15 protein-coding genes are annotated in these 22,786 nt (G+C 69.7%); 12 read left to right on the top strand and 3 right to left on the bottom strand.

Annotated features, from left to right (window positions below):
* The first annotated feature begins 10 nt into the window (after positions 1-10).
* The 7 genes from ACQHIV_RS27320 to ACQHIV_RS27290 all read left to right on the top strand — a co-directional run bounded on the left by ACQHIV_RS27320 (position 11) and on the right by ACQHIV_RS27290 (position 7,846).
* Positions 11-805, top strand: coding sequence for a DUF2785 domain-containing protein (locus ACQHIV_RS27320; protein WP_427886394.1), 795 nt, complete (start codon positions 11-13; stop codon positions 803-805).
* A gap of 268 nt (positions 806-1,073) precedes the next feature.
* On the top strand, positions 1,074-2,381 hold the full coding sequence (locus ACQHIV_RS27315; RefSeq protein WP_427886392.1) for a cytochrome P450: 1,308 nt from the start codon (positions 1,074-1,076) through the stop codon (positions 2,379-2,381).
* 3 nt (positions 2,382-2,384) lie between these two features.
* The gene (locus ACQHIV_RS27310) at positions 2,385-2,861 is read left to right on the top strand and encodes an NUDIX domain-containing protein (protein ID WP_427886390.1); all 477 of its coding nucleotides are present in this window, start codon (positions 2,385-2,387) and stop codon (positions 2,859-2,861) included.
* A gap of 64 nt (positions 2,862-2,925) precedes the next feature.
* Complete coding sequence (locus tag ACQHIV_RS27305; RefSeq protein WP_427886388.1) at positions 2,926-3,423, top strand: SigE family RNA polymerase sigma factor; 498 nt, start codon at positions 2,926-2,928, stop codon at positions 3,421-3,423.
* Entirely contained in the window at positions 3,423-4,529 is a 1,107-nt protein-coding gene (locus ACQHIV_RS27300; protein ID WP_427886386.1) for a hypothetical protein, read from the top strand. Before ACQHIV_RS27305 ends, ACQHIV_RS27300 begins: the two co-directional genes overlap by 1 nt.
* Before the next feature lie 183 nt (positions 4,530-4,712).
* Entirely contained in the window at positions 4,713-6,269 is a 1,557-nt protein-coding gene (locus ACQHIV_RS27295; protein ID WP_427886384.1) for a diguanylate cyclase domain-containing protein, read from the top strand.
* The gene (locus tag ACQHIV_RS27290) at positions 6,266-7,846 is read left to right on the top strand and encodes a diguanylate cyclase (RefSeq protein ID WP_427886382.1); all 1,581 of its coding nucleotides are present in this window, start codon (positions 6,266-6,268) and stop codon (positions 7,844-7,846) included. The genes ACQHIV_RS27295 and ACQHIV_RS27290 overlap by 4 nt, the downstream gene beginning before the upstream one ends.
* Here the strand turns inward: ACQHIV_RS27290 and ACQHIV_RS27285 are convergent.
* Both ACQHIV_RS27285 and ACQHIV_RS27280 read right to left on the bottom strand, forming a co-directional pair.
* Entirely contained in the window at positions 7,840-9,282 is a 1,443-nt protein-coding gene (locus ACQHIV_RS27285; RefSeq protein WP_427886380.1) for a DUF7059 domain-containing protein, read from the bottom strand. The two genes, ACQHIV_RS27290 and ACQHIV_RS27285, sit on opposite strands and share 7 nt — an antisense overlap.
* Before the next feature lie 518 nt (positions 9,283-9,800).
* Positions 9,801-13,433, bottom strand: coding sequence for an NPCBM/NEW2 domain-containing protein (locus tag ACQHIV_RS27280; protein ID WP_427886378.1), 3,633 nt, complete (start codon positions 13,431-13,433; stop codon positions 9,801-9,803).
* Positions 13,434-13,589: 156 nt separating this feature from the next.
* Between ACQHIV_RS27280 and ACQHIV_RS27275 the strand changes: the two genes are divergently transcribed.
* Complete coding sequence (locus tag ACQHIV_RS27275; RefSeq protein WP_427886376.1) at positions 13,590-15,095, top strand: hypothetical protein; 1,506 nt, start codon at positions 13,590-13,592, stop codon at positions 15,093-15,095.
* 290 nt (positions 15,096-15,385) lie between these two features.
* The gene (gene topA, locus ACQHIV_RS27270) at positions 15,386-18,082 is read left to right on the top strand and encodes a type I DNA topoisomerase (protein WP_427886375.1); all 2,697 of its coding nucleotides are present in this window, start codon (positions 15,386-15,388) and stop codon (positions 18,080-18,082) included.
* A 3-nt stretch (positions 18,083-18,085) separates the two neighbouring features.
* Here topA and ACQHIV_RS27265 read toward each other — a convergent pair whose 3' ends face one another.
* Complete coding sequence (locus ACQHIV_RS27265) at positions 18,086-18,484, bottom strand: hypothetical protein (protein ID WP_427886373.1); 399 nt, start codon at positions 18,482-18,484, stop codon at positions 18,086-18,088.
* A 78-nt stretch (positions 18,485-18,562) separates the two neighbouring features.
* On the opposite strand from ACQHIV_RS27265, the gene ACQHIV_RS27260 reads away from it, so the two are divergent.
* The 3 genes from ACQHIV_RS27260 (at position 18,563) to ACQHIV_RS27250 (ending at position 22,738) form a co-directional block, all read left to right on the top strand.
* A complete protein-coding gene (locus ACQHIV_RS27260) occupies positions 18,563-19,006 on the top strand; it encodes a Fur family transcriptional regulator (protein WP_427886371.1) in 444 nt (147 codons plus the stop codon).
* Between the two features lie 9 nt (positions 19,007-19,015).
* Positions 19,016-19,894: a DUF6892 domain-containing protein gene (locus ACQHIV_RS27255; RefSeq protein WP_427886369.1), complete on the top strand. Its 879-nt coding sequence runs from the start codon at positions 19,016-19,018 to the stop codon at positions 19,892-19,894.
* A 69-nt stretch (positions 19,895-19,963) separates the two neighbouring features.
* On the top strand, positions 19,964-22,738 hold the full coding sequence (locus ACQHIV_RS27250) for a glycoside hydrolase family 2 TIM barrel-domain containing protein (RefSeq protein ID WP_427886368.1): 2,775 nt from the start codon (positions 19,964-19,966) through the stop codon (positions 22,736-22,738).
* The last annotated feature ends 48 nt before the right edge of the window (positions 22,739-22,786 follow it).

The following is a 22,786-nucleotide window of genomic DNA, read 5'->3' as shown; positions in this document are numbered from 1 at the left end:
CGTGCCGCGCATGACCGATTGGGTGCAGGTCCGGGAGAACGGGTACGCCGTACCGGAGGGGCGGCCGGTGCGGGAGCTGGTGGCCGAGCTGGTGGGGATGCTGCGGTCGCCGGATCCCGGCGTACGGGATCGGCAGGCGTACTCGACGCTGGCGACCTGGATCGACCGTGGGGTGCTGTCCGGGCCGGAGCTGCGGGAGCTCGGGGACGGGCTGGTGCCGCGGTTCGCGGACCCGGAGATCCAGGCGCGGACGTTCGTACCGCTGATCCTCGACTCGATCGTGACGGCCGGCGTCTTCGAGCCCGGCTGGGTGCCGCCGTTCGAGCGCTGGTACGTCGGGGAGCGCGACCTGCGCGGGTACGACGAGAAGCTCGGCTGGCTGCACGCGGTCGCGCACGGGGCCGACCTGCTCGGGGCGCTCGGGCAGCACGCGGCCGTGGAACCGGTGCAGATGCTCCGGCTCGGGATCGGGCGGCTGCTGACGCCGACGCCGTACGTGTTCCGGGACATGGAGGACGACCGGCTCGGGTACGCGCTTGCCGCCACGCTGACCCGGGCGGACCTCACCGGGGACGACGTGACCGACTGGCTGGACCCGGCGCTGCGGGTGCTGTCGAACCCGCCGGCCGAGGGGATCACGCCCGAAGTGACGAACTTGGTCCGGACCTTGCGGGTGCTGTACGTCTTCGCGGACCACGGACTCCGGATCGGCAGTGCGAAGAAACTCACACCGATCCCGCGGCGCGAGCAACTGAAGGCCAGGCTCGCGGACGTCCTGCGGATCTTCACGCCGTACTGGCTCTGAGGCATCCGACTTTCGTCTGGTTTTTCCCTGAATCCTCCCCGAGACACGGCATGTCGAGGTCCAGGGCGGCGTAGAGGTGGTGTCAGGTGGCAGTGGAACCTCGGTCCGTGACAAGGTTCTCTGCTGGTACTCCGCGGCCCCCTCCCGTGGTGGTGCCAACGCCACTACCGCAGTAGTGCCAACACCATCAGATCTGGTCCCCGACGACGTTAACTTTGAGTCACAACAGCCGTTCGGGGGCGCAGTCGAGAGAGGGCGCGTAGAAGTCATGGTTGCGACATACCTGAAGCGTTGGGTCGGCAACCGGATCCTCAACAGGGCCACCCGGAAGGGCGGTCTGGACCTGTCGAAGATGCGGATGTTCCCCGACTCGGTCTCGATGCCGCTGCGCCGGCACGGCCTGGACCCGGTGCCCGAGCTGGCCGCCGTCCGGGAGACCGAGCCGGTGCACAAGCTGGCCCATCTGTTCGGGCTGAACGTCTGGGTCGTGAGCGGACACGCCGAGGCCAAGTACGTGCTGTCCAACGAGGAGGACTACAGCCACGACATCCGCCCGCTGGTCGGGTCCGACCCGAACAAGCCGTCCGAAGGGATCGGCGGCCTCGGGTTCACCGACCCGCCGGACCACACCCGGCTGCGCAAGCTGCTGACGCCCGAGTTCACCAAGCGGCGGCTGGCCCGGCTGGAGCCGGCGATCGAGAAGATCGTCAACGACCAGCTCGACCTGATGGACGCCAAGGGCCCGGTCGCCGACATCGTCTCGGACTTCGCGTTCAACGTGCCGTTCCTGCTGATCGCCGACCTGCTCGGCGTCGAGGAGCAGGACCGGGACCGGTTCCGCGCCCTCGGCCCGGCCCGGTTCGACATGTCTGGCGGTGGGATCGGGCTGTTCGGGTCGGCGTCGGAGTCGCGCGAGTTCCTGTTCGAGATCGTCCGCAAGCAGCGCGCGAACCCGGGCGACGGGCTGATCGGGTCGATCATCCGCGACAAGGGCGACGACATCGACGACGTCGAGCTCGGCGGGCTGGCCGACGGCGTGTTCCTCGGCGGGTACGAGACGTCCGCGAGCATGCTCGCGCTCGGCACGCTGGTGCTGCTCCGCGACCCGGAGAACTTCGAGCGGATCCGGAACGAGCCGGGCGCGGTCGACGTGATCGTCGACGAGCTGCTCCGGTACCTGACCGTCGTCCAGGTGGCGTTCCCGCGGTTCGCGCGGCACGACCACGAGCTGTTCGGGCAGCCGGTGAAGAAGGGCGACCTGGTCGCGGTGTCGCTGTCCGGCGCGGACCGGGACAAGGGCGTGTTCGGCGCCGACGCCGAGGACTTCTACCCCAAGCGCACGGTCTCGTCCGCGCACCTCGCGTTCGGGCACGGCATGCACCGCTGCGTCGGCGCCGAGCTGGCCCGGATGGAGCTCCGCGCCGCGTTCACCGCGCTCGCGCACCGCTTCCCGGACCTCGCCCTCGCCGTACCGGAAGACCAGCTCCGCTTCCGGGACTTCTCGATCGTGTACGGCGTCGACTCGCTGCCGGTCCGCCTGCACGCCGCGGCCGGTACCGAACAAGCGGCCGGCTAGCCGGTGCCGGACGGGGGATACGCCGCGGGGCTGCCGCGCAAACGGGTCGCGGCCGGGGTGCTGTTCCGGTCGGCGGACGGGCGGGTGCTGCTGGTCGAGCCGTCGTACAAGCCGAACTGGGAGATGCCCGGCGGGGTCGTCGAGGCGGACGAGGCGCCGTGGGACGGGGCGGTCCGGGAGCTGGGCGAGGAGCTCGGCACCGACCGGCCGGTGGGGCGGCTGCTGGTCGTCGATCACGTGCGCGGGTACGACGGGCGTCCGGACGGCATGATCTTCGTCTTCGACGGCGGCGTACTGGACGACGCCGATGTCGCGGGCTTCGTGTTCCGCGACGGGGAGATCCTGTCGGCGGGGATGTACACGCTCGAGCAGGCGCGCGGGCTCGGCAAACCGATGCTCGCGGAGCGGCTGGCGGCGGCGCTGGCAGCGGTCCGCGAGGGGTCGGTCGCGCTCTGCCGGGACGGCGTACGAATCTCTTGACAACGTTTTGGCGGTCCCACCGCGTCTCGGTGGGCGTCGGAACGGGGCTGCGAAGGGATTCGGCATGGAACCGGAGTTCGAGGCGTTCGCCGTGGCGCGGCAGGGGGCGTTGTTCCGCTACGCCTATCTGCTCGTCGGCGACCGCGGGCACGCCGAGGATCTGCTGCAGGAGGCGTTGACCAAGACCTTCATGCGCTGGCACCGGCTGCGGGACTCCGCGAACGCCGAGGCCTACACGCGCCGGGTGATCACCAACACCGCGTTCAGCTGGTTCCGCCGGAAGGGCTGGAGCGAGAAGCCGCGGGACGACGTACCGCCGCTGCCGCACACCGACGACAGCACGACCCGGATGTGGCTGCGCGCCGAGGTCCGCAAGTTGCCGCCGCGGCAGCGCGCCGTGCTCGTGCTGCGGTACTTCGAGGACCTCAGCCTGGCCGAGACCGCGCGGACCCTCGGGTGCAGCGAAGGGACCGTGAAGAGCCAGGGCAACCGGGCACTCGCCCGGCTGCGCGCCACCCTCGGGCCGGAACAGACGCTGATCATCGAAGAGGTGGTGCTGTGATGAACGCCCTGCTCAAGGACGCCTTCACCGAGGAGGCCGAGGCCGCGGGCGAGCCGAACCTGGACCTCGGCGCGATCGTCGGCAACGGCCGCCGGCGGGTCCGGCGGCGCCGGATCACGACCCTGGTGGCAGCCGTGACCGCGGTCGTGGCGGTCGCCGGTGGCGTGACGGTGGTCCGGGCGATCAACCGGACGGACACGGTGGTGCAGCCGGCCGGACCGTTCGCGGTGATCCGCGCGACGTGGGCCACCGGGAAGGTCATCCACTACGGCAGCACGACGTACCAGTCACCCGTGACGATCGCGTCGTTCGTGCAGACCACCGCCGGCTTCGTGGTCGCCGGGCCGGACGGAACCGTGTACGCGCTCGACGGGACCGGCCCCGCGCAGGTGATCGGCCGCGGCGACAAGACCCAGCTGCTCGCCGCGGGCGGCGCGATCGCGGGCTGGGTCGATCAGCATGCCGCGACGGCGGAGTTCGTGCTGTACGACTTGGCGGCCGGACGGGAGCTGGTCCGCACGGCCGACAAGCCCGGCAAGGGCGCGACCAACTCGGAACCGCCGCACGTGGCCGCGATCGACGGGGGTACGGCGTACCTCGCGGCCTCGGACGGTCTTCGTCGGCTCGATGTCGCCACCGGGCACAACGAGCTGATCAAGTCCGGTGCCCGGACAAGCTTCCTGCGGGCCGCGCGCGGCGGGCAGCTCGTCTGGGAACATCCGGCTGCCCAGGCAGGTAACGATCTCGCCGTCGACCAGGACGTGAACGCGGCGTCGCCGCGAACCTTCTTGGGCTGGGACGCGAACCTGTCCCCGTCGGGGCGCTACCTGCTCACCGACAAGGCCGACGAAGTCCGGATGTTCGACCTCGGCTCCGGCCAGCAACTACCGCTGAGGTTCGCCGGGTACATCTTGATCGTGCCGACACAGTGGTCTACCGGCACCACCTTCTACGCGGTCGGCTACCGCTCGGCGGGGAGCGATCCGGTAGACCTGCTGAGCTGTTCGGCCACGTCGTTGAGCTGCGCGGTAGCCGTCCCGGAGATCGCGCCGACCGCAACTCTGCCGTCCGCGTTCCAGATCCCGATCGGGGCTCCGCTCGGGTGACCCGCCGGGCCACCGAGACCCGGGAGTGCCGCAACTCGCAGTACGGTGGTTGTGGCACTAAGTGGCCGTTGGCGGGTTCGGGCCGTGACAGGACGTCGAGAGCGTGGTCACAATGGGCGGTCCGGCCCGAGAGGCGGGTGTCGGATCAGGGAAGGGCCGTCGGCGGGTATGGGGAATGGCGAGATGGCGGCGGACGCTCCGCTGACCGCCCGGATCGCCGCCGCGATGACCGCGGCCCAGTCGGGTGGGCAGGCGACCGCGGCGGCCGAGATTGAGGCGATCCGGGCCGAGCTGGGCGGCGTACCGAGTTACACGCTGGCGGCTGCGGAGTACGTCCGGGGCGTGACCGCGCACCACGCCAGCGACGCCGACGAGGCGCTGCGGGCGGTGGACGCGCTGATCGAGGTGGCGCGCGCGATCGACGAGCCGGGCTGGGAGGCGAACGCGCTCCCGATCCGGATCATCAACCTGGCCCGCAGCGGTCGCGGCGGCGACACGGTCAACGACCTGGTCGGCGCCGAGGCGGCGTTGAACCGGACGAGGGACGCGGGCCTGATCGCCTGGGCACACACCGGCCTGGGCTACGCGTACGACGTACTGCGGCTGTTCGAGCTGTGCATCCCGCACTACGAGCTCGCGACGCAGCTGGACGACGACGTGTTCGAGCTGGCCGAGTCGCTGGCGATCGACCGGCTGAACCTCGCCGAGACGTACCTGCGCTGGGCGCACGAGCTCGAGCGGCTCGGCGATCCCTTGTACGCAAAGGAAATCGAGGAGCGGCTGGCGTCCGCGGCGTACTGGGCGCGGGAGGCCGAGCGGGTGATCGTCGACGACGAGAGCCAGGAGTTCTGGAAACTCAGCGCCCGGCTGTGGCTGGCCGCGGCCGCCACCGAACAGGACCCGGAGCAGGCGGTCGGTGAACTGACCGAGATCCGCGACGAGATCAGCAAGCTCGGCGAGACCGAGCGGCTCGCGATCGCCGGCGCGTACCTGGCCCGGGCGTTGCGCGCGAACGGCCAGGCCGAGCAGGCGAAAGCGGCCGCCGACCGGGCCGCCGCGGACCTGATTCCGTTGGCCGACCCAGCGACCCACATCCTGGTCCTGCAGACCCGTTCGGAGATCGACGCCCTCGACGGTACGCCGGGATCGCTGGCAGGACTGGCCTACGCCCGGTCCGTGGCGCGCGGCTGGTGGAAGGAGCGGCAGCGCGCGCTGAACGCCGTACGGCATGCCCTGGCCGCGCACGATCTGCCGGCCCGGCACGATGCCGAGTGGCACGCGGCGCGGCAGGATCCGCTGACCGGGGTGGGCAACCGGCGGGCCATGGACGAGCGGCTGACCGCGGCCCGGGACTCGGGGCGGGCAGTGACCCTGCTGGCGCTCGACGTCGACGACCTGAAGATCGTCAACGACACGTTCGGGCACGCGCGCGGCGACGAATTGCTGCAGGTTGTTGCAAATCTGCTGGTTGAACAAGCGCGCGCGACCGATGCCGTGGTTCGATCGGGTGGCGACGAGTTCTTCGTGGTGCTCGACCAGCCCGACGCCAAGGGCGGCGCGCAGCTGGCCGAGCGGATCCGGGTCGCGGTCGAGGCGATCGCGGCGACGACGGAGAAGCCGTGGTTGCGCCGGCTCGGGCTGAGCATCGGGTACGCCGCGACCGCCGAAGGGCTCGGTGTGGAGCAGCTGGTGCCGCGGGCGGACCGACGGCTGTACGAGGACAAACAGCGGAACGCGTGAGATCGGGGGGTGTGGTGCGGGAGACGTCGGGGGTGACGGCGCGGATCGCGGCGGCGATGACCAGGGCCCAGTCGGGCAACGCGGTCGACGCGATGGCCGAGATCAACGACCTGCTCGCCGAGCTCGACCCGGCGCCGAGCCACGAGCGCGCCGCCGCCGAGTACGTGCGGGCCGTCGCGGCCCACCACGCCACCGACTCGGTCGAGGCCCTGGACGCGGTCGACGGCTGCATCCGGGTCGCCCGGGCGATCGACGAGCCCGGCTGGGAGGCGAACGCGGTAGCGCTCCGGATCGTCACGCTGATCCGGACCGGCGAGGGCGGCGACTCGGTCGCGGATCTGGTCGCCGCTGAGAACGCGCTGTCCCGGACCCGGGACCTCGGGCTGGCGAGCTGGGGACACACCGGCCTCGGGTACGCCTACGACCTGCTCCGGCTGTACGAGCTGTGCATCCCGCACTTCGAGCTGGCCGCCGAGGGCAACCACGACCCGCTCGGCCTGCCCGAGTCGCCCGCCATCACCCGGCTGAACCTGGCCGAGTCGAACCTGCGCTGGGCGCACGAGCTCGAGCGGCTCGGCGACACGACGTACGACGAGGAGATCCAGGAGCGCCGGCGGGCCGCGCACCGCTGGGCCGGCGAGGCGGTCGACGCGATCCTGGCGGCCGACCTGCTCGGGTACTGGCCGATGGCCGGGCGGATGTGGCTGGCGGCGAGCAACGACGACGCGGACGCGGCCGAGGCGGCGGTGATCCTCAAGGACTGCCGGGACCAGCTGGCGAAGCTGGGCGACCTGGAGCTGGCCGCGATCGCGGGCACCTACCTGGCGAAGGCGTACCTGACGCTCGGCCGGACCGGGGACGCGCTGGACGCCGCGGACCGGGCGGAGAGCGACCTGCCGATGATGTCGGACCCGCCGGTGGAGGCGCTGGTCCGGCACACCGTCGTCCAGGTGATCGCCGCCTCCGGCGACGCGGGCGCGACCACCGGGCTGCAGTACGCCCGGGCGATCAGCCGCGGCTGGTGGGCGGAGCGGCTGCGCGGGCTGTACGCCGTACGCAGCGCACTCGCCAACCACGAGCTGTCGATCCGGCACGACGCCGAATGGCGGGCCGCCCGCGAGGACCCGCTGACCGGTGTGGGGAACCGGCGCGCGCTCGACGAGCGGATGTCGGCCGCTCAGGACTCCGGCCGATCGGTCGCGGTGGTGGCGATCGACGTGGACAACCTCAAGGTGATCAACGACAGCTTCGGGCATGCCAGCGGCGACGAGGTGCTGCGCCGGGTCGGGTCTCTGCTGGTGGAGCAGTGCCGCGCGGAGGACGTGGTGGCGCGGGCGGGCGGCGACGAGTTCGTCGTCGTACTGGACAACCCGGACGAGCGCGGCGCGCCGGAGCTCGTCGAGCGGATCAAGAACGCGGCGGATCGGGAGGCGGCCGCTGCCGAGGCGCCGTGGTTCGCGTTGCTCCGGTTGAGTGTCGGGCAGGCCAGCAGTACGGACGGGACCTCGGTTGCGGATCTGCTGACCGAGGCCGACCGGCGGATGTACGCCGAGAAGCGCCGGCGGCGGCGTCAGTAGTCGAGGAACCCTTCTACGACAAGGTTTCTGACCTGGGGCAGGTAGTCGGACAGTACGTCGACCACCGGGCGGTCGGTGAGGTCGGCGAGGGCCGCGAGGATCTGCCCGGTGCTCAGGTCGCCGTCGCAGGCGCCGACGAAACCGGCCATCACCGTATCCACCTGCTCCGCGCGGCGCATGCCGCGTTGCCGCCTGAGCACGATCGTCGCGGGGTCCTCGGCGCCGGGCCGGCCGCTGGTCTCCTGGACGACGTCGTCGGCGACGCGCAGGTGCAGCGCGGTCAGATCCGCCGGCAGCCCTTCCTTGCGTTCGAACCGGTGCAGAACGTGCGGGCCGATCGGGCGCTCGATCTCGTACGGCCAGGACTCCGCGTCGAGCTCGCCCGGAACGTTGTGCAGGGTGATCCAGCCCATCCCGATCGCCTCGACGTCGTACTTGTCGAGATAGCGCATCCATTCGTCGTACCGCGTCGGGTACTGCGGGGTGCCGTGCAGGCCGGCGTCGCGGAGCCAGAGCTCGACGTACTCCGAGGTGTCGAGCTGCTCGCGCTGCACCGCCCAGGCCGCGCGGTCCGTCGTCCATCCGGCGAGGCGGTCCTGCCAATCCTGCCCGCGGACGCACGTCCAGTTGGCCAGCAGCTGGCACCAGCCGCCGTCCGTCAGATGGTCTGGCGCCTGGCGGACCAGTTGTTCCACCACGGCGTCACCGGTGAAGCCGGTCTCGCGGTAGGTCAGGTCGCCACCGGGCGGGGAGATCACGTACGGCGGATTGCTGACGATCAGGTCGAACCGCTCACCCCGCACCGGCTCGTACAGACTGCCGTCGCGGAGCTCGAGGTCGAAGTGGTTGAGTTGCGCGGTCGCCCGCGCCAGCTGGAGCGCCCGCGGGTTGACGTCCGTCGCGGTGACGCTCGCGGCCCGTCGGGCGAGGTGTAACGACTGGATCCCGCACCCGGTCCCGATGTCCAGCGCGCGCTCCACCTTCACCGGCACGGTCAACTGCATCAGGCTCAGACTGGCCGGCGCGATCCCCAGCACATAGTCGGACCGCATCGCCTCCCGCCGCCCGTCCAGCCCCGGCGTCAGATCCGCCACCACCCACCACTCGAGCGCATCCTCCGCGAACGGCCGGATGTCGAGGACGGCCCGCACCTCGTCCGCACTCCGCTCGACGATGCCCGAAGCAACCAGATCGACACCCGGAAACGCCTTGTCCACAAGCTCTTTCGGCACAGCCCGCTGCAGCAGGAACAGCCGGATCATCGTGTCCAGCGCATCCCCCGCCGCGGTACGCCGTACCGCCGGCCCCGTCTCGTTCCGCGCCAGCGCCGCGTTCGCCTGCACACCCAGCCGCCCGGCCACCCCATCCACCGTGTACCCCGCGCCGGCAAACGCCGTACGCAACCCGTCTACCGAACTCCCCGTCAGCTCCTCCATGCCCAACATCTTCCCACCCGGTGAGAGGAACACAGAGCTCAGTACGGACGGGGAGCTCGAACGCGTTCGTACCGGCCTCGACTGCAGAGAGCGCCATCATCTGGAATCTCGACGCTCCGTGAACCGGACGCTCCGCACCGACGTCCAGCGTCAGCCCGGTCTCCCGATCAGTCACCACGTAGATGGCGTCGAAAGCACCCCCAGCGAGTGCTGTCCGGACGGCGGGCCGGCGCAGGTGAAGAAGGTATTCAGGGGCCGAACGTCTCGGGTCCTGAGCACCAAGCGGGCCCGTGCCGTGGGAAACCATCAGGTGAAGTTGCCTGATCCAACTCTTCGCCGGACGGGCCTGGACGTCGGTTGCGGCGTCCACGCCCGTCCATGTCAGTTCTTGGTGCGAGTGCGTAGGTGACCGGCGCATCCAAGCCCGCCAGGCACCCAACTCCCACTATATCTTTGTCTTTTGTTTGTTCTTTTCTCTTGATTTGCCCTTGTCTTTTAGTACTTCCTTTCCTTCTTGACTATTTACAGCTGAGTTTGGCGTCGGCCCAGTCGGCGTGGTCGCTGGTGTTGCCGTCGCCGGCGTCGGTTACCTGGAGGGTGAGGGTTTGGGCGCCGGTTACGTCGACCGTGGTCGAGGCGGTGGGGGAGGTGCCGGTCAGTTGGTCGGAGGTGTACTTGGCGGTGCCGTCGGTGAGGACTTTGAAGGTGACCTTTCCGCGGTCGTCGACCTCGTCGTCGACGCCGAGTTTGCTGGTGAAGGTGGTGCAGTTGCCGCCGAGCCGGACGGAGACCGAGGACGGGGCGTGGGCGCCGAGGCCCTTGGCGTACTGGACGCCGTTGAGGGTGATCGGGCCGCCGTCTCCCGCGGCGTCCTCGCCGTTGCTGTGGTCGCGTTCCACCGGTCCCCAGCCGTTCGTGGCGTCGAGGAACTCCAGGTCGCTGACCCAGTTCTCGCCGGTCGGTGCCGGTGGCAACGGCTTGTCGGCGATGGTGGCGGCGAAGAAGCCCAGTCCGCCGCCGGGGAGCTTGATCGCCTTGACGGTCTTGCCGGGATCCAGCGGTACGGCGGTGTAGAAGACCCGGTAGTCCGTCGTCGTGTTGCTCAGGCCGGCCGCCGTATAGCGGCCCTTCACCGACACCGCCAGCTTCGCGCCGCCCGTGGTCGGGTCCTGGCAGCACCAGTTCGGCAGCTGGAACGTGCCCTGGGACGTCGTCCCGTCCGTGTAGATGATCGTCACCGTTCCGCGGGCGTTCAGGCTGGCTCCGGCGCCGAGGAGTGCCAGGTGTGATCCGGTGCCGGAGACGAGGATCGGTGCGGACTGGTTCTTGACGAGGTTCGGCGTACCGGGTGCGCCGGTCGGCCAGGTGAAGTTCGCGCCCTGGACCGAAACCGTTGCCCCGGGCTTGTATCCGGCGGCCGCCAGCGCCTCGCCGTTGAAGCTGTTGCCGGACCCGTCGAAGTTGCCCTGCTTGTACGTCGACACGTCGCTCACTCCGACCACGTTCGCGGCCTGCGACAACGATGCGTACGGCAACTGCGCCGTGCCGCTGGCGGTGTTGGAATAACTCTTGCTCTGGGCAACGTATGACGCCTGCAGCGTCAGCGTGAAGCTTGCGGGTTTGACGTCCGCGCCGGGCGTGACCTGGAGTTTGGTCGTCACGCTCTGACCGGGTGCGACGCTGGAGAACGTGTTCGGCCCGGCGACGGACCAGCCGGACGGGACCTGTACGTCGAGCTGCACGTTGCGGACCGTCGTACCGGTGCCGTTGCGGAAGGAGGCGGTGACTTCGGTCGGCTGGCCCGGTGCGTTCCAGAGCGATGGAGTGGTCAGCTCAGGAGTGCCGAAGGTGTTCGTGACGTCCGGTCCGCCGACGGCCGAGGTGCCGTCGATCTGAACCACGGCGCTGCGTGCGGTGGAGATCGACCCGGTGGGGATCCGAATCACTCCGTTCGAGTAGCTCCAGCTGATGGCCTTGCCGTCAATGGATACCTGGTGGGGTGCGCTGCCGGTGTGGAGGGTCAGGTCGTACGCCCGCGCGGCTGGTTTGCCGTCGTAGGCGCCGATGCTGGGGCCGATGTCGACGCTGATGTCGCCGCGCCCCTGTGAAGGTGCGTTGACCGAGAACGTCTGGGTGGCGGACTTCGTCGAGCGCGTCACCCGGTCGTCCTCGTACATCGCGAACGACGACTTGCCGGACGGGTAGATGTCGACGCTGATCGGGTCGCCCGGTTGCTGCTCGACCGCGTTGTTGATGCCGGGCTTCCACATCGGCACCACCGCGCCGGCCTTCACGAACAGCGGCAGCGTGTCGAGCGCGGCGTGGTACCCGTTCACGGTCGTCGGGCCCTGGTACACCCGCCCGGTCCAGTAGTCGATCCACCGGCCCGCGGGCAGGTAGATCCCGTTCTTCACCTCGTCGGCGTCGTACATCGGCGCGACCAGGAACTTCTTGCCGGCCAGGAACTCGTACTTGGTCGTGTCGTCCCAGGTGCGAGGGTCGTTCGGGTACTCCAGCACCAGCGAGCGGTCCAGCGGCGCGCCGGTCCGGTGCGCCTCGGCGGCATACGTGTAGAAGTACGGCAGCAGCCGCTCGCGGAGCTTCAGGTACTTCCGGTTGATCGCGGTGTACGGCTCGCCGTACGCCCAGGGCTGCTTGTACGCCGGCGTCGACCAGCCGGACATGCTCATCAGCGCCGGGTTGAACACCTTCCACTGCAGGTCACGCACGTACGACGTCGCGCTGCCGCCGAAGATGCCGTCGACGTCGCCCGCGCTGTAGGCGATCCCGGAGTTGCCGGAGCCGGTGATCGCGGGGATCTGCCACTTGATCGCGTCCAGCGAGCCGCTGTGGTCGCCGGTCCACTGCACGGCGCAGCGCTGCGCGCCGGCCCAGCCCTCGACCATCCACGCGAACCCGCGGGCGTTGCTGTACTGCTCGATGCCGTCGTGCGCGGTGTCGCACGCGCTCAGCGCGTACCGGTACCCCGGGCCGACCCACGCGACGTCGAGCTTGCGGACGCGCACGCCGGCGTCGCCGACCTCGGCGGGCTGGCGGTCCAGGTTGGACTGCGTCCACAGGCCCATCTGGATGTTGCGGGCGCGCAGTTCGTCGCCGGTCTGCTTCAGCGCGGGGATGTCGCGCTTGCCCCACCAGGTGCCGTCGACCTGCTCGGAGTCGGTGTTCGCGGAGTACCCGCAGCCGTAGTCGTCGTTGACGAGCATCCAGCCGCCGGGCATGTCCTGGTCCTTGAAGCGTTGCGCGACCTTGACCGCGTCCAGCGTGGTGACCTTGTCCGGGTTGACCTTCCAGTCGTTGCTCGGGTCCGGGTCGGTGGCGTAGTGCCCGCGGTTGTAGCAGTCCGAGTCGCCGTACTCGAGCCCGTAGATCGGCGGCATGAACGGCCGGCCGGTGAGCTCGGTGTAGCGGTCGAGGGACGTCTTCAGGTCGCCGACGAAGTAGTACGCGTCGAAGCGTTTCTCGTCGTGGGTGCTCACCACCGGATCGGTGAAGCTGTAGCTGCCGGGGCTGAACGTGTTGCGGAGTACGCCGTACCCGGCGGTGCTCATGTAGTACGGCGACGCGTTGGGGTTGCCGCCGTCCTCCCAGTTGAAGTCCTTGGAGATCTTGATCGTCTGGTCGCGGTGCGAGAACCGGCCGTTCTGCATGCCGCCGCCGAAGAACTGCTCGCTGGCGCCGCGGTTGAGGGTCTGGGTGGTGGACGTGTCGGTCCACGAGAGCGGCGCGGCCTCGGACCAGACGAGCTGGCCGTCGGCGCGGTAGACGGAGAACTTGAGGGGTTGTTTCTGGGCGCGTACTTCGATCTTGCCGGTGCTGAGCGAGTAGTACGTGCCGCGGTCGCGCCAGGTGGTCCGCGGGGTTCCGTAGTCGGTCTTGGTGACGATGGTCGAGCCCTCGCCGGTGCTCGCCGGGTCGGTGAAGTTGCCGTCGGGGGCCATCCACAGGCGGAACACGTCGTCCTTGAGGAACAGGACGCGGACCTTCGCGGGGCCTGCGGAGAGGGTGTACGTCGCCTGATCGGCCGAGAACGCCGTGACGTCACCGAGAGTGGTGCCGGCGGCCCGGGCGGGACCGGCGGTGTACACGAGTGCACCGGCGAGTAACGCCAGGGCGACTACTGAACGTTTCATGCGGACAAAGATGCTCACGAGTGCCTCACTTCACGCATCAATGAACAAGATGTGCACAGTGAAGCTCATCGATCGCGGATTGTCATCAGGTCAGCTTCATCAAGTTGAGACGGTGTCGCCATCACGGGGTGAAACGGGACGATGACGATGAGTCGCATGGCGAACCCACGTCCCACCGGCCCCAGCAGCCCCAACCTCACCAGGCGCGCACTGCTGCTGGCCGGCCTGGCGGCCGGCGGGGCGGTAGTAGGAGCGGGCGCCGCGCACGCCTCACCCTTCGACCCCAGAGCCGGCCGCCAGGGCGGCCCCACCGGACCCGCTGGGCCGGGCGGACCCGGAGCGCCGGGTGGGCCGGGTGGGCCGGGCGGACCCGGAGCGCTGGGCGCGGCGGGTGGGCAGGGCGGGTCGGCTGGTGTTGGCGGAGGCGGTTGGGCTGGTGAGCCCGACGGGGCCGGGGTCATGGAGCAGTTGCGGGCGGCGGGCGACCCGGACTTTCGTCCGGTGCGGTTCAGGTTGCCGGCGCCTACTGGGCGGAAGGCGTTGGGGACGACGGCTGTGCATCTGGTCGACAAAGGGCGGATCGATCCGGCGATGCCCAGTGGGCAGCGGGAACTGATGGTGAGTTTCTGGTATCCGTCGGGGATGTCCGCGACCGCGCCGTTCGCGAAGTACATGCCGGCGCGGACCGCGGTCGAGGTGGACGCGATCTGGACCGGCGAGGACGGGCTCGCGCTGCCGAGCGGGTCCTTCGACTTCGGCAACACCGTCACGCACGCGCGGCTCGACGTACCGATGCAGCCGCTCCGCCACCCCGTCGTACTGTTCTCGCCCGCTTACCAGACCAGCCGCTTCGTGAACACCGCCCAGGTGGAGGACCTGGCCAGCCGCGGGTACGTCGTGGTCACGATCGACCACTCCCACGAAACGCCGGTGGAGTTCCCGGGCGGACGATTCCTCCCCGGTACGTCGCAGGACCCGCCGCAGCCGTCCGGCATCCGGGCAGCCGTCGGCACCCGCACCGCCGACGTCCGGTTCGTCCTCGACCAACTCCAGCGGATCGCCGACGGGGACGATGTCGACGCGGACGGCAAACCCCTCCCGGACGGGTTCGCGGACGGCCTCGACGTCGGCAGGATCGGCATGTTCGGGCACGCGCTCGGCGGCTACGCGACCGGGAACGCGATGCTCGCCGACGAGCGGATCCTGGCCGGCGCCGACCTCGACGGCACGCTCCAGGACGACCGGCTGAAGGGCCCGCTCGGCGACGTCGCCGAGCACGGGCTGGACCGACCGTTCCTGCTGTTCGGCTCCGCCGAGACGCAGCGCACCGAGCCGGGCAAGGACTACTACGACAAGTCGTGGGCAGCGTTCTGGGCGGCACAGCGCGGCGGCCGGCTGAACCTGACACTGGTCCGGTCGAAGCAGAAGGCGTTCACCGACTACCAGTTCGTCTTCTCCCAGCTGTTCCACGCGATCTACGGCGAGGACCCGATCGTCTCGTCGGTGATCACGGCGCTGGTCGGCAGCACGAAGCCGGCCCGCAGCGTGCTCGCCCAGCGCGAGTACCTGGCCGCGTACTTCGACCTGACGCTCCGCCGGCGGCCCGCGCTGCTGCTCCGCGGCGACTCCCCGAAGTTCCCCGAGGTACGGTTCGTCCGCTGAGACGGCGTACGCTCGATTCGTCGCCGGGGGCACACTGTGGTGGGATCGCGACGCGCCGTGATCGTGGGGCGTTCGCCACTTTCTGGCACCCTCGGAGGCGTACGGGGCCGTTTGCGGTTACCGTGCGTTGAGAAATTGCATTGCCGTCGGCCGTACCCTGTCCACGGGCAGGGTCGGTCTGTGCTCGGGGGAACAGGCGTCGGACGAGGGGCGTTGTCAGCAGGACGAGAAGAGTAGGGAGCGCAGTGGCAGGGGCAGCAGGGACTAAGACAGCCGCAGGGACCCGTTTGGTGATCGTCGAGTCGCCGAAGAAGGCGCGGATGATCGCCGGCTTCTTGGGGTCCGGGTACGTGGTGGAGTCCAGCTTCGGCCACATCCGCGACCTGCCGAGCGGGGCGGACGAGATCCCGGCGAAGTACAAGGGCCTGCCGTGGGCACGGCTGGGCGTGAACGTCGACGAGCACTTCGACCCGCTGTACGTCGTACCGGCCGACAAGAAGGCGCAGATCCGCAAGCTCAAGGACCTGCTCAAGGGCGCCGACGAGCTCTTCCTGGCCACAGACGAGGACCGCGAGGGCGAGGCGATCGCCTGGCACCTGCTCGAGGAGCTGAAGCCGAAGGTCCCGGTCAAGCGGATGGTCTTCCACGAGATCACCCCGAAGGCGATCCAGGACGCGGTCGGCAACGCCCGGGACATCGACGAGGACCTCGTTGACGCCCAGGAGGCGCGCCGGATCCTGGACCGGCTGTACGGGTACGAGGTCTCCCCGGTGCTCTGGAAGAAGGTCATGCCGCGGCTGTCGGCGGGCCGGGTGCAGTCGGTCGCGATCCGGATGGTGGTCGACCGCGAGCGCGAGCGGATCGCGTTCCGGAGCGCGTCGTACTGGGACCTGGACGCCACGCTGGACGCCGGCGAGGACCGGAACCCGCGGCAGTTCGGTACCCGCCTGGTCTCGGTGGACAGCAAGCGGGTGGCGCAGGGCCGCGACTTCAGCTCGATCGGTGAGCTCAAGGGCGCGAACACCGTCCACCTGAACGAGCAGACCGCGACCGGGCTGGCCGCCGCGCTGCGGGAGTCGCGGTTCACGGTCCGGTCGATCGAGTCCAAGCCGTATACCCGCAAGCCGTACGCGCCGTTCCGGACCACCACGCTGCAGCAGGAGGCCGGCCGCAAGCTCGGCATGTCCGCGTCGCAGACCATGCAGGTCGCCCAGCGGCTGTACGAGAACGGCAACATCACCTATATGCGTACCGACAGCGTCACGCTGTCGGACACCGCGATCACCGCCGCCCGGGCGCAGGTCCGGGAGCTGTACGGCGCGTCGTACCTGCCGGACAAGCCGCGCGTCTACACCTCCAAGGTGAAGAACGCGCAGGAGGCACACGAGGCGATCCGGCCGGCCGGCGAGACGTTCCAGACGCCGGCACAGACCGGGCTGAGCGGTGCCGAGTTCCGGCTGTACGAGCTGATCTGGATGCGGACGATCGCCTCGCAGATGCGGGACGCGGTCGGGAACAGCGTCTCGATCAAGATCGACGCCACCGCCGGGACGGGCGAGCAGTGCGAGTTCACCTCGTCCGGCCGGGTGATCACCTTCCACGGGTTCCTCAAGGCGTACGTCGAGGGCGCGGACGACCCGTCCGCCGGGACGGACGACCAGGAGACGCGGCTCCCGGACGTGGCCGAGGGCGACGTACTGCCGGCCACCGAGGTGGTCGCGTCGGGGCACGAGACGAAGGCGCCGGCGCGGTACACCGAAGCCACGCTGATCCGCGAGCTGGAAGAGCGCGAGATCGGGCGGCCGTCGACGTACGCGTCGATCATCGGCACGATCCAGGCCCGCAACTACGTCTACAAGAAGGGCCAGGCGCTGGTTCCGGCGTGGCTCGCGTTCGCGGTGGTGCGGCTGCTCGAGGAGCACTTCACCCGGCTGGTGGACTACGCGTTCACCGCGACGATGGAGGACGTGCTCGACGAGGTCGCGGCCGGTGACCTGCAGCGCGAGGGCGTGCTGGCCCGGTTCTACTTCGGCGACGACCAGCTCGAGGGCCTCAAGTCGATGGTCACCGACCTGGGCGACATCGACGCCCGGGAGATGTCGACGTTCCCGGTCGGCGGGGACGACAGCGGGATCGTCGTCCGGGTCGGCCGGTACGGGCCGTACGTCGAGGACAAGGACGAGCGGCGCGCGAACGTACCGGAGGACCTGCCGCCGGACGAGCTGACCGTCGACAAGGCGCGCGAGCTGCTGGAGCAGCCGTCGGGCGTCGAGCACGAGCTGGGCAACGCGCCGGACACCGGACTCAAGGTCGTCGCGAAGGCAGGCCGGTTCGGGCCGTACGTGACCGAGGTGCTGCCGGAGGACGCGCCGAAGAGCGCGAAGCCGCGCACCGGGTCGCTGCTGAAGTCGATGACGCTGGACTCGATCGGTCTCGACGACGCGATGAAGCTGCTGTCGCTGCCGCGGGTGGTCGGGGTCGACCCGTCGAACGGCGAGGAGATCACCGCGCAGAACGGGCGGTACGGGCCGTACCTGAAGAAGGGCACGGACTCGCGGTCACTGTCGACCGAGGAGCAGATGTTCGAGATCACGCTCGAGGAGGCTCTGAAGATCTACTCGGAGCCGAAGCAGCGTGGCCGCCGGGCCGCCGCACCGCCGCTGAAGGAGCTGGGCGAGGACCCGGAGTCCAAGAAGCCCGTGGTGGTCAAGGAGGGCCGCTTCGGCCCGTACGTCACCGACGGCGAGACCAACGCGACCCTTCGCAAGGACGACTCGGTCGAAACCATCTCGCTGCTCCGCGCGGCCGAGCTGCTCGCGGAGAAGCGCGCCCGCGGCCCGGTGAAGCGGACGGCGAAGAAGACCGCCGCCAAGAAGACCGCCACGAAGAAGACGGCCGCGAAGAAGACCGCGACCAAGAAGACCGCAACGAAGAAGACTGCGGCGAAGAAGGCGACAACGAAGAAGGCTCCGGCGAAGAAGTCCTGAGCGTCAGCGGCCGGAGCCGGTGATGCCCACGATGACGAAGTAGAGCACGAGCCCGAACATCGCCAGGAACGCGATCACGACCGGAAGCACCAGCCACAGCGGTGCTTTCCGGCCGCGGACCGCGACGCCGGTGCTCTGGCTGAGAATCTCCCGCGCGACGAGTCGCCCACGCCGCCACCTCCCGGAGACGGTCACCTCTTCCCCCTCGACAACCTGGCCCTCCAGGGCGAGTGCGCGCAGTTCGACCTGTACGGGCGACAGTCCGGGCTGCTCGAGCCGGAGGGTCAGCACCTGGATCGCGCCGTTCTCCGAGCGGGCCTCGGAGCGGTACTGCACGTTCCGTGCGACACCGCGCAGTTGGGCCGGGCCGCGGCGGACTATCGCGTTCGGCTGATCACTCATCGGAGTTCCCTCGGGGTTGGACGTGGTAGGAACGTACATTGGGTGGCGTTGGAACCGGTGGATTTGCGAGGAGCGCGGATGACGAGTGCTGTCGAGGTCAGCGCGCAGCGGCTGCGGGAGCGGGGGGAGCGGGTCACTCCTGCCCGGCTTGCGGTGGTGGAGGTGCTGGCGGGCACCGAGGAGCACCTCAGCGCGGAGCAGATCGGCGAACGCGCCGAGCAACTGCGGCCCGGCATCCACCGGGCGACCGTGTACCGGGCGCTCGACGCGCTCGGCGAGTTCGGGCTGGTGACGCACGTGCACCTCGGGCGGGCGGGTACGACGTACCACCTGGCCGGGGACCTGGCGCCGCGGCACCTGCATCTACGCTGCTCCGAGTGCGGGACCGTGTACGACGCTCCCGGCGACACCCTCGAGTCCGCCCGCAAGAAACTCGCCCGCGACCTCGGCTTCCACCTCGCCCCGGAACAGGTCGCCCTGGTCGGTGTCTGCAAGAACTGCCTGACCGCACCCCCGGGCTAGGCTGCCCGTGTGACCGCCGCTGTGATTGACCTCTCCCCTGCCGGCTTCTCCGTGGACGGCGTCGATGTCGGACAGTTGCCGCTTCGGATCGACGTACTGTCCGGGCACTGGGGCGCACCGGCCCGGTGGGACGGCAAGGCGGGTTCGGTCGTGACCTGGCATGATCGCGGGATCTACGGCCACCTGCTGGACGACGAGCACGTCAAGACGCTCGCTCTCCAGTTCCTCCTCGAGGAGGACGGTCCGCGCTACTTACCGACGGCTCCGTTCTCCGGGACGTTCCGGATCGACGGAGCGGCCGTGGAGCACAAGCTTCCGGAAACGGAAGGCCCCGTGAACCTGCACGGCGTCCGCCACTATGTGACGTACGTGGGCGACGCCCTGGAAGCCGTCGAGATGAGCAAGCCGGTGCAGGACGACAGGCCGGCGGAGGATCACAGGTACGCCGTCCGGCCGGCCGCGGGCGCGCCGCTGGTCTTCACCGACCTCAACCTCAAGCTCGCGGTCCTCGACGAACTGATGTACCAGCAGGAGGTCATCGAGCCGAAGTTCTCCCTGGCCGAGTTCGTGCGCTGGTACCGGGACCGCCAGATCGACCTGGCCACCGAGGGCGCGACACCGGTCCCGGAGGCGCTGGCCTGGTTCGAGCGGCTGGAGATCGACGCGGCGACGGCCGGCCAGGTCCGCAACCTCGTCGTCGACGCCGGGAACGAGATCTACGGGCAGATCGCGCCGCAATGGGACGGCGAGGACAGTACCTTCGACATCGGCTCCTGGGAGGATCTCGCGTTGCTGCCCAATCTCGAGCACATCGACTTCATCTCGCTCACCCCCGACTCCGCGACGCTGCAGGCGCTGCGTGACCGCGGACTCGCTATCGAGGACTGAGCGTCGAGGCTGTCCATATCTGTTGATAGGTGTGGAGTTGTGAACAGTTAGGCCTTAGGGTCGACTTTCGTGACTCATTACGTCGAGGACTTTGCTTCCGGGGCGAACGTGCTGCCCCCGCGTTCGTGGCTGGATGACGACTCCGGGCGGCTGCCGCTCAGCGGGGACTGGAGCTTCCGGCTGTCCCCGAGCGTCGCGGACGCGCCGGACGACCTGAAGGACCCGGACACCTCCGGCTGGGACACCATCGCGGTCCCGGGCCACTGGCAGCTGAGCGGCTACGGCAAGCCGGCGTACACGAACGTGGTGTACCCGTTCCCGCTGGAGCCGCCGTACGTGCCGACCGACAACCCGACCGGCGACTACGTCCGCACGGTCACGGTGCCGGCCGACTTCGCCGGCGCCCGGGTCGTGCTCCGGTTCGAGGGCGTGGACTCGCGGTTCGCGGTGTACGTGAACGGTTCGTACGTCGGCTGGTCGTCCGGGTCCCGGCTGGTCTCGGAGTTCGACGTGACCGACCTGGTTGCCCCGGGCAAGGACGCGCGGATCGCGGTCCGGGTGCACCAGTGGTCGACCGGCAGCTACGTCGAGGACCAGGACATGTGGTGGCTGTCCGGCATCTTCCGCGAGGTGAACCTGCTCGCGCTGCGCCCGGACGCGCCGACCGACGTGTTCGTGAAGGCGGCCTGGGACCACGTCGACGGCGTCGGCACACTGCTCGTCGAGTCCGACGTACCGGGCACCGTGTCGGTCCCCGAACTCGGGCTCTCGGTGCCGACGGGCGAGCAGGTGCGGGTCGAGAGTGCGCAGCCGTGGAGCGCCGAGTCGCCGCGGCTGTACGACGCCGTACTGCGGACCGCCGGCGGCGACGTCCGGCTGCGGATCGGGTTCCGGACGGTCGCGATCGTCGACGGGATCTTCACCGTCAACGGCAACCGGGTGCTGTTCAAGGGCGTCAACCGGCACGAGTTCCACCCGGACCGCGGGCGGACGCTGACCGAGCAGGACATGCTCGACGACGTACTGATCATGAAGCGCGCCGGGATCAACGCGGTCCGCACCAGCCACTACCCGCCGCACCCGCACTTCCTGTCGCTGTGCGACGAGTACGGGCTGTACGTGATCGACGAGTGCGACCTGGAGTCGCACGGGTTCGGGTACGAGCCGCAGCCGCCGAAGCTGCCGAACCCGGTGATGGACCCGCGGTTCCGCGACGACCTCGTGGACCGGATGCGGCGGACCGTGCACCGGGACAAGAACCACCCGTCGATCGTGATCTGGTCGCTCGGCAACGAGTGCGGGATGGGTTCGAACCTGAAGGACATGTACGACGCCGCGAAGGAGCTCGACCCGTCGCGGCCGATTCACTACGAGCGCGACACCGAGGCCGAGTTCGTCGACATCTACTCGCGGATGTACACCTCGCCGGAGGGGTGTGCGGAGATCGGTGCGGACCCGGAGCTGTACCGGAACCTGCCGTTCATCCTGTGCGAGTACGGGCACGCGATGGGGAACGGGCCGGGCGGGCTGCTGGACTACCGGGAGGTGTTCGAGAAGTACCCGCGCTGTCAGGGCGGGTTCATCTGGGAGTTCATCGACCACGGCATCCGGACCACGATCGACGGGCGCGAGGTGTACGCGTACGGCGGCGACTTCGGCGAGACGATCCACGACGGCAACTTCGTCTGCGACGGGCTGCTGTTCCCGGACCGGACGCCGTCGCCGGGCATGCACGAGTACACGAAGGTGATCGAGCCGCTCCGAATCGTTGCTGACGGCAACCGGGTGGCGATCACCAACCTGTACGAGGTGCTGGACACGAGCCACCTGCAACTGTTGGCCCGGGTCGAGGCGGAGGGTGAGATCGTCGCCGACGGTAATCTGCCGATGCCGACGATCGCTCCGGGCGAGACGGCCTCGATCGAGCTTCCGCCGGGGATCCTGCAGCAGCGGGAGCGTACGGAGGCTTGGCTGACGGTCACCGCCGTGCTTGCCGAGGCGACCCCGTGGGCGGACGCCGGTCACCGGATCGCCTGGGGTCAGATTCGTCTCGACGAGCCGGCTCCTGTGGCTCCGATCGCGACCGGTACGCCGGCTGCTGGTGTTGCCGGGGTTGGCGGGATCACCGTCGGCGGGCTGCGGAACGTGCGGCTGGACGTGTGGCGGGCGCCGATCGACAACGACACCAACCCGGGTGTCGCGGCCAAGTGGCGCGAGGAAGGGCTGCACCGGGTGCAGCACCGGGTCGTGTCGCAGGCGGAGCGGGACGGGGCCTGGGAGGTTGTCACCCGGACGGCGCCGCCGCAGCTCCAGTGGGGTCTGCGCAGTACCTGGCGCTGGTCCGCCGTCGACGGCGCGACCGTGCTCGAGTTGAGCATCGAACCGGAAGGCCTGATCCCGGAGGTGCTGCCGCGGCTCGGCATCACGTTCGACGTACCGAAGGCCGAGCGGGTCGAGTGGTTCGGCACCGGCCCGAACGAGGCGTACGTCGACACCCGCGCGGCCGCCGCGGTCGGGAAGTACGCCGCCACGGTCGCCGAACTGCAGACGCCGTACGTCCGCCCGCAGGAGAACGGCCAGCGCATCGACACCCGCTGGGCCACGATCGACGGCCTGCGCATCGAGGCGCTCGGCGAACTCTTCGGCCTCACGGTCCGCGACTGGACGACCCACGACCTGGAAACCGCCCACCACGCGGCGGAACTGGTCCCCGGTGATACCACCTACGTCACCCTCGACATCGCCCAGACCGGCGTCGGCACCGCGGCCTGCGGCCCCGCCCTCCCGGACCGCGACAAACTGAAGACCGCCCCCGCCACCCTCACCCTCCGCTTCACCCACTGATCCCACCCCGCCGCGCCCGCCTACCCCTCCTACACGGCCGGCGCGGCG

This window comes from Kribbella polygonati (genome assembly GCF_050320105.1).
GTDB lineage: Bacteria > Actinomycetota > Actinomycetes > Propionibacteriales > Kribbellaceae > Kribbella.
The sequence above is the reverse complement of the archived record's forward strand: the minus strand, read 5'-3'. Positions and strand labels throughout refer to the sequence as shown.

Excerpts from the sequence above, each read along its gene's own strand:
- ACQHIV_RS27320 (WP_427886394.1), top strand. The coding sequence starts at position 11 with ATGACCGATTGGGTGCAGGTCCGGGAGAACGGGTACGCCGTACCGGAG.
- ACQHIV_RS27315 (WP_427886392.1), top strand. The coding sequence starts at position 1,074 with ATGGTTGCGACATACCTGAAGCGTTGGGTCGGCAACCGGATCCTCAAC.
- ACQHIV_RS27305 (WP_427886388.1), top strand. The coding sequence starts at position 2,926 with ATGGAACCGGAGTTCGAGGCGTTCGCCGTGGCGCGGCAGGGGGCGTTG.
- ACQHIV_RS27300 (WP_427886386.1), top strand. The coding sequence starts at position 3,423 with ATGAACGCCCTGCTCAAGGACGCCTTCACCGAGGAGGCCGAGGCCGCG.
- ACQHIV_RS27295 (WP_427886384.1), top strand. The coding sequence starts at position 4,713 with ATGGCGGCGGACGCTCCGCTGACCGCCCGGATCGCCGCCGCGATGACC.
- ACQHIV_RS27285 (WP_427886380.1), bottom strand. The coding sequence starts at position 9,282 with ATGGAGGAGCTGACGGGGAGTTCGGTAGACGGGTTGCGTACGGCGTTT.
- ACQHIV_RS27280 (WP_427886378.1), bottom strand. The coding sequence starts at position 13,433 with ATGAAACGTTCAGTAGTCGCCCTGGCGTTACTCGCCGGTGCACTCGTG.
- ACQHIV_RS27275 (WP_427886376.1), top strand. The coding sequence starts at position 13,590 with ATGGCGAACCCACGTCCCACCGGCCCCAGCAGCCCCAACCTCACCAGG.
- ACQHIV_RS27265 (WP_427886373.1), bottom strand. The coding sequence starts at position 18,484 with ATGAGTGATCAGCCGAACGCGATAGTCCGCCGCGGCCCGGCCCAACTG.
- ACQHIV_RS27260 (WP_427886371.1), top strand. The coding sequence starts at position 18,563 with ATGACGAGTGCTGTCGAGGTCAGCGCGCAGCGGCTGCGGGAGCGGGGG.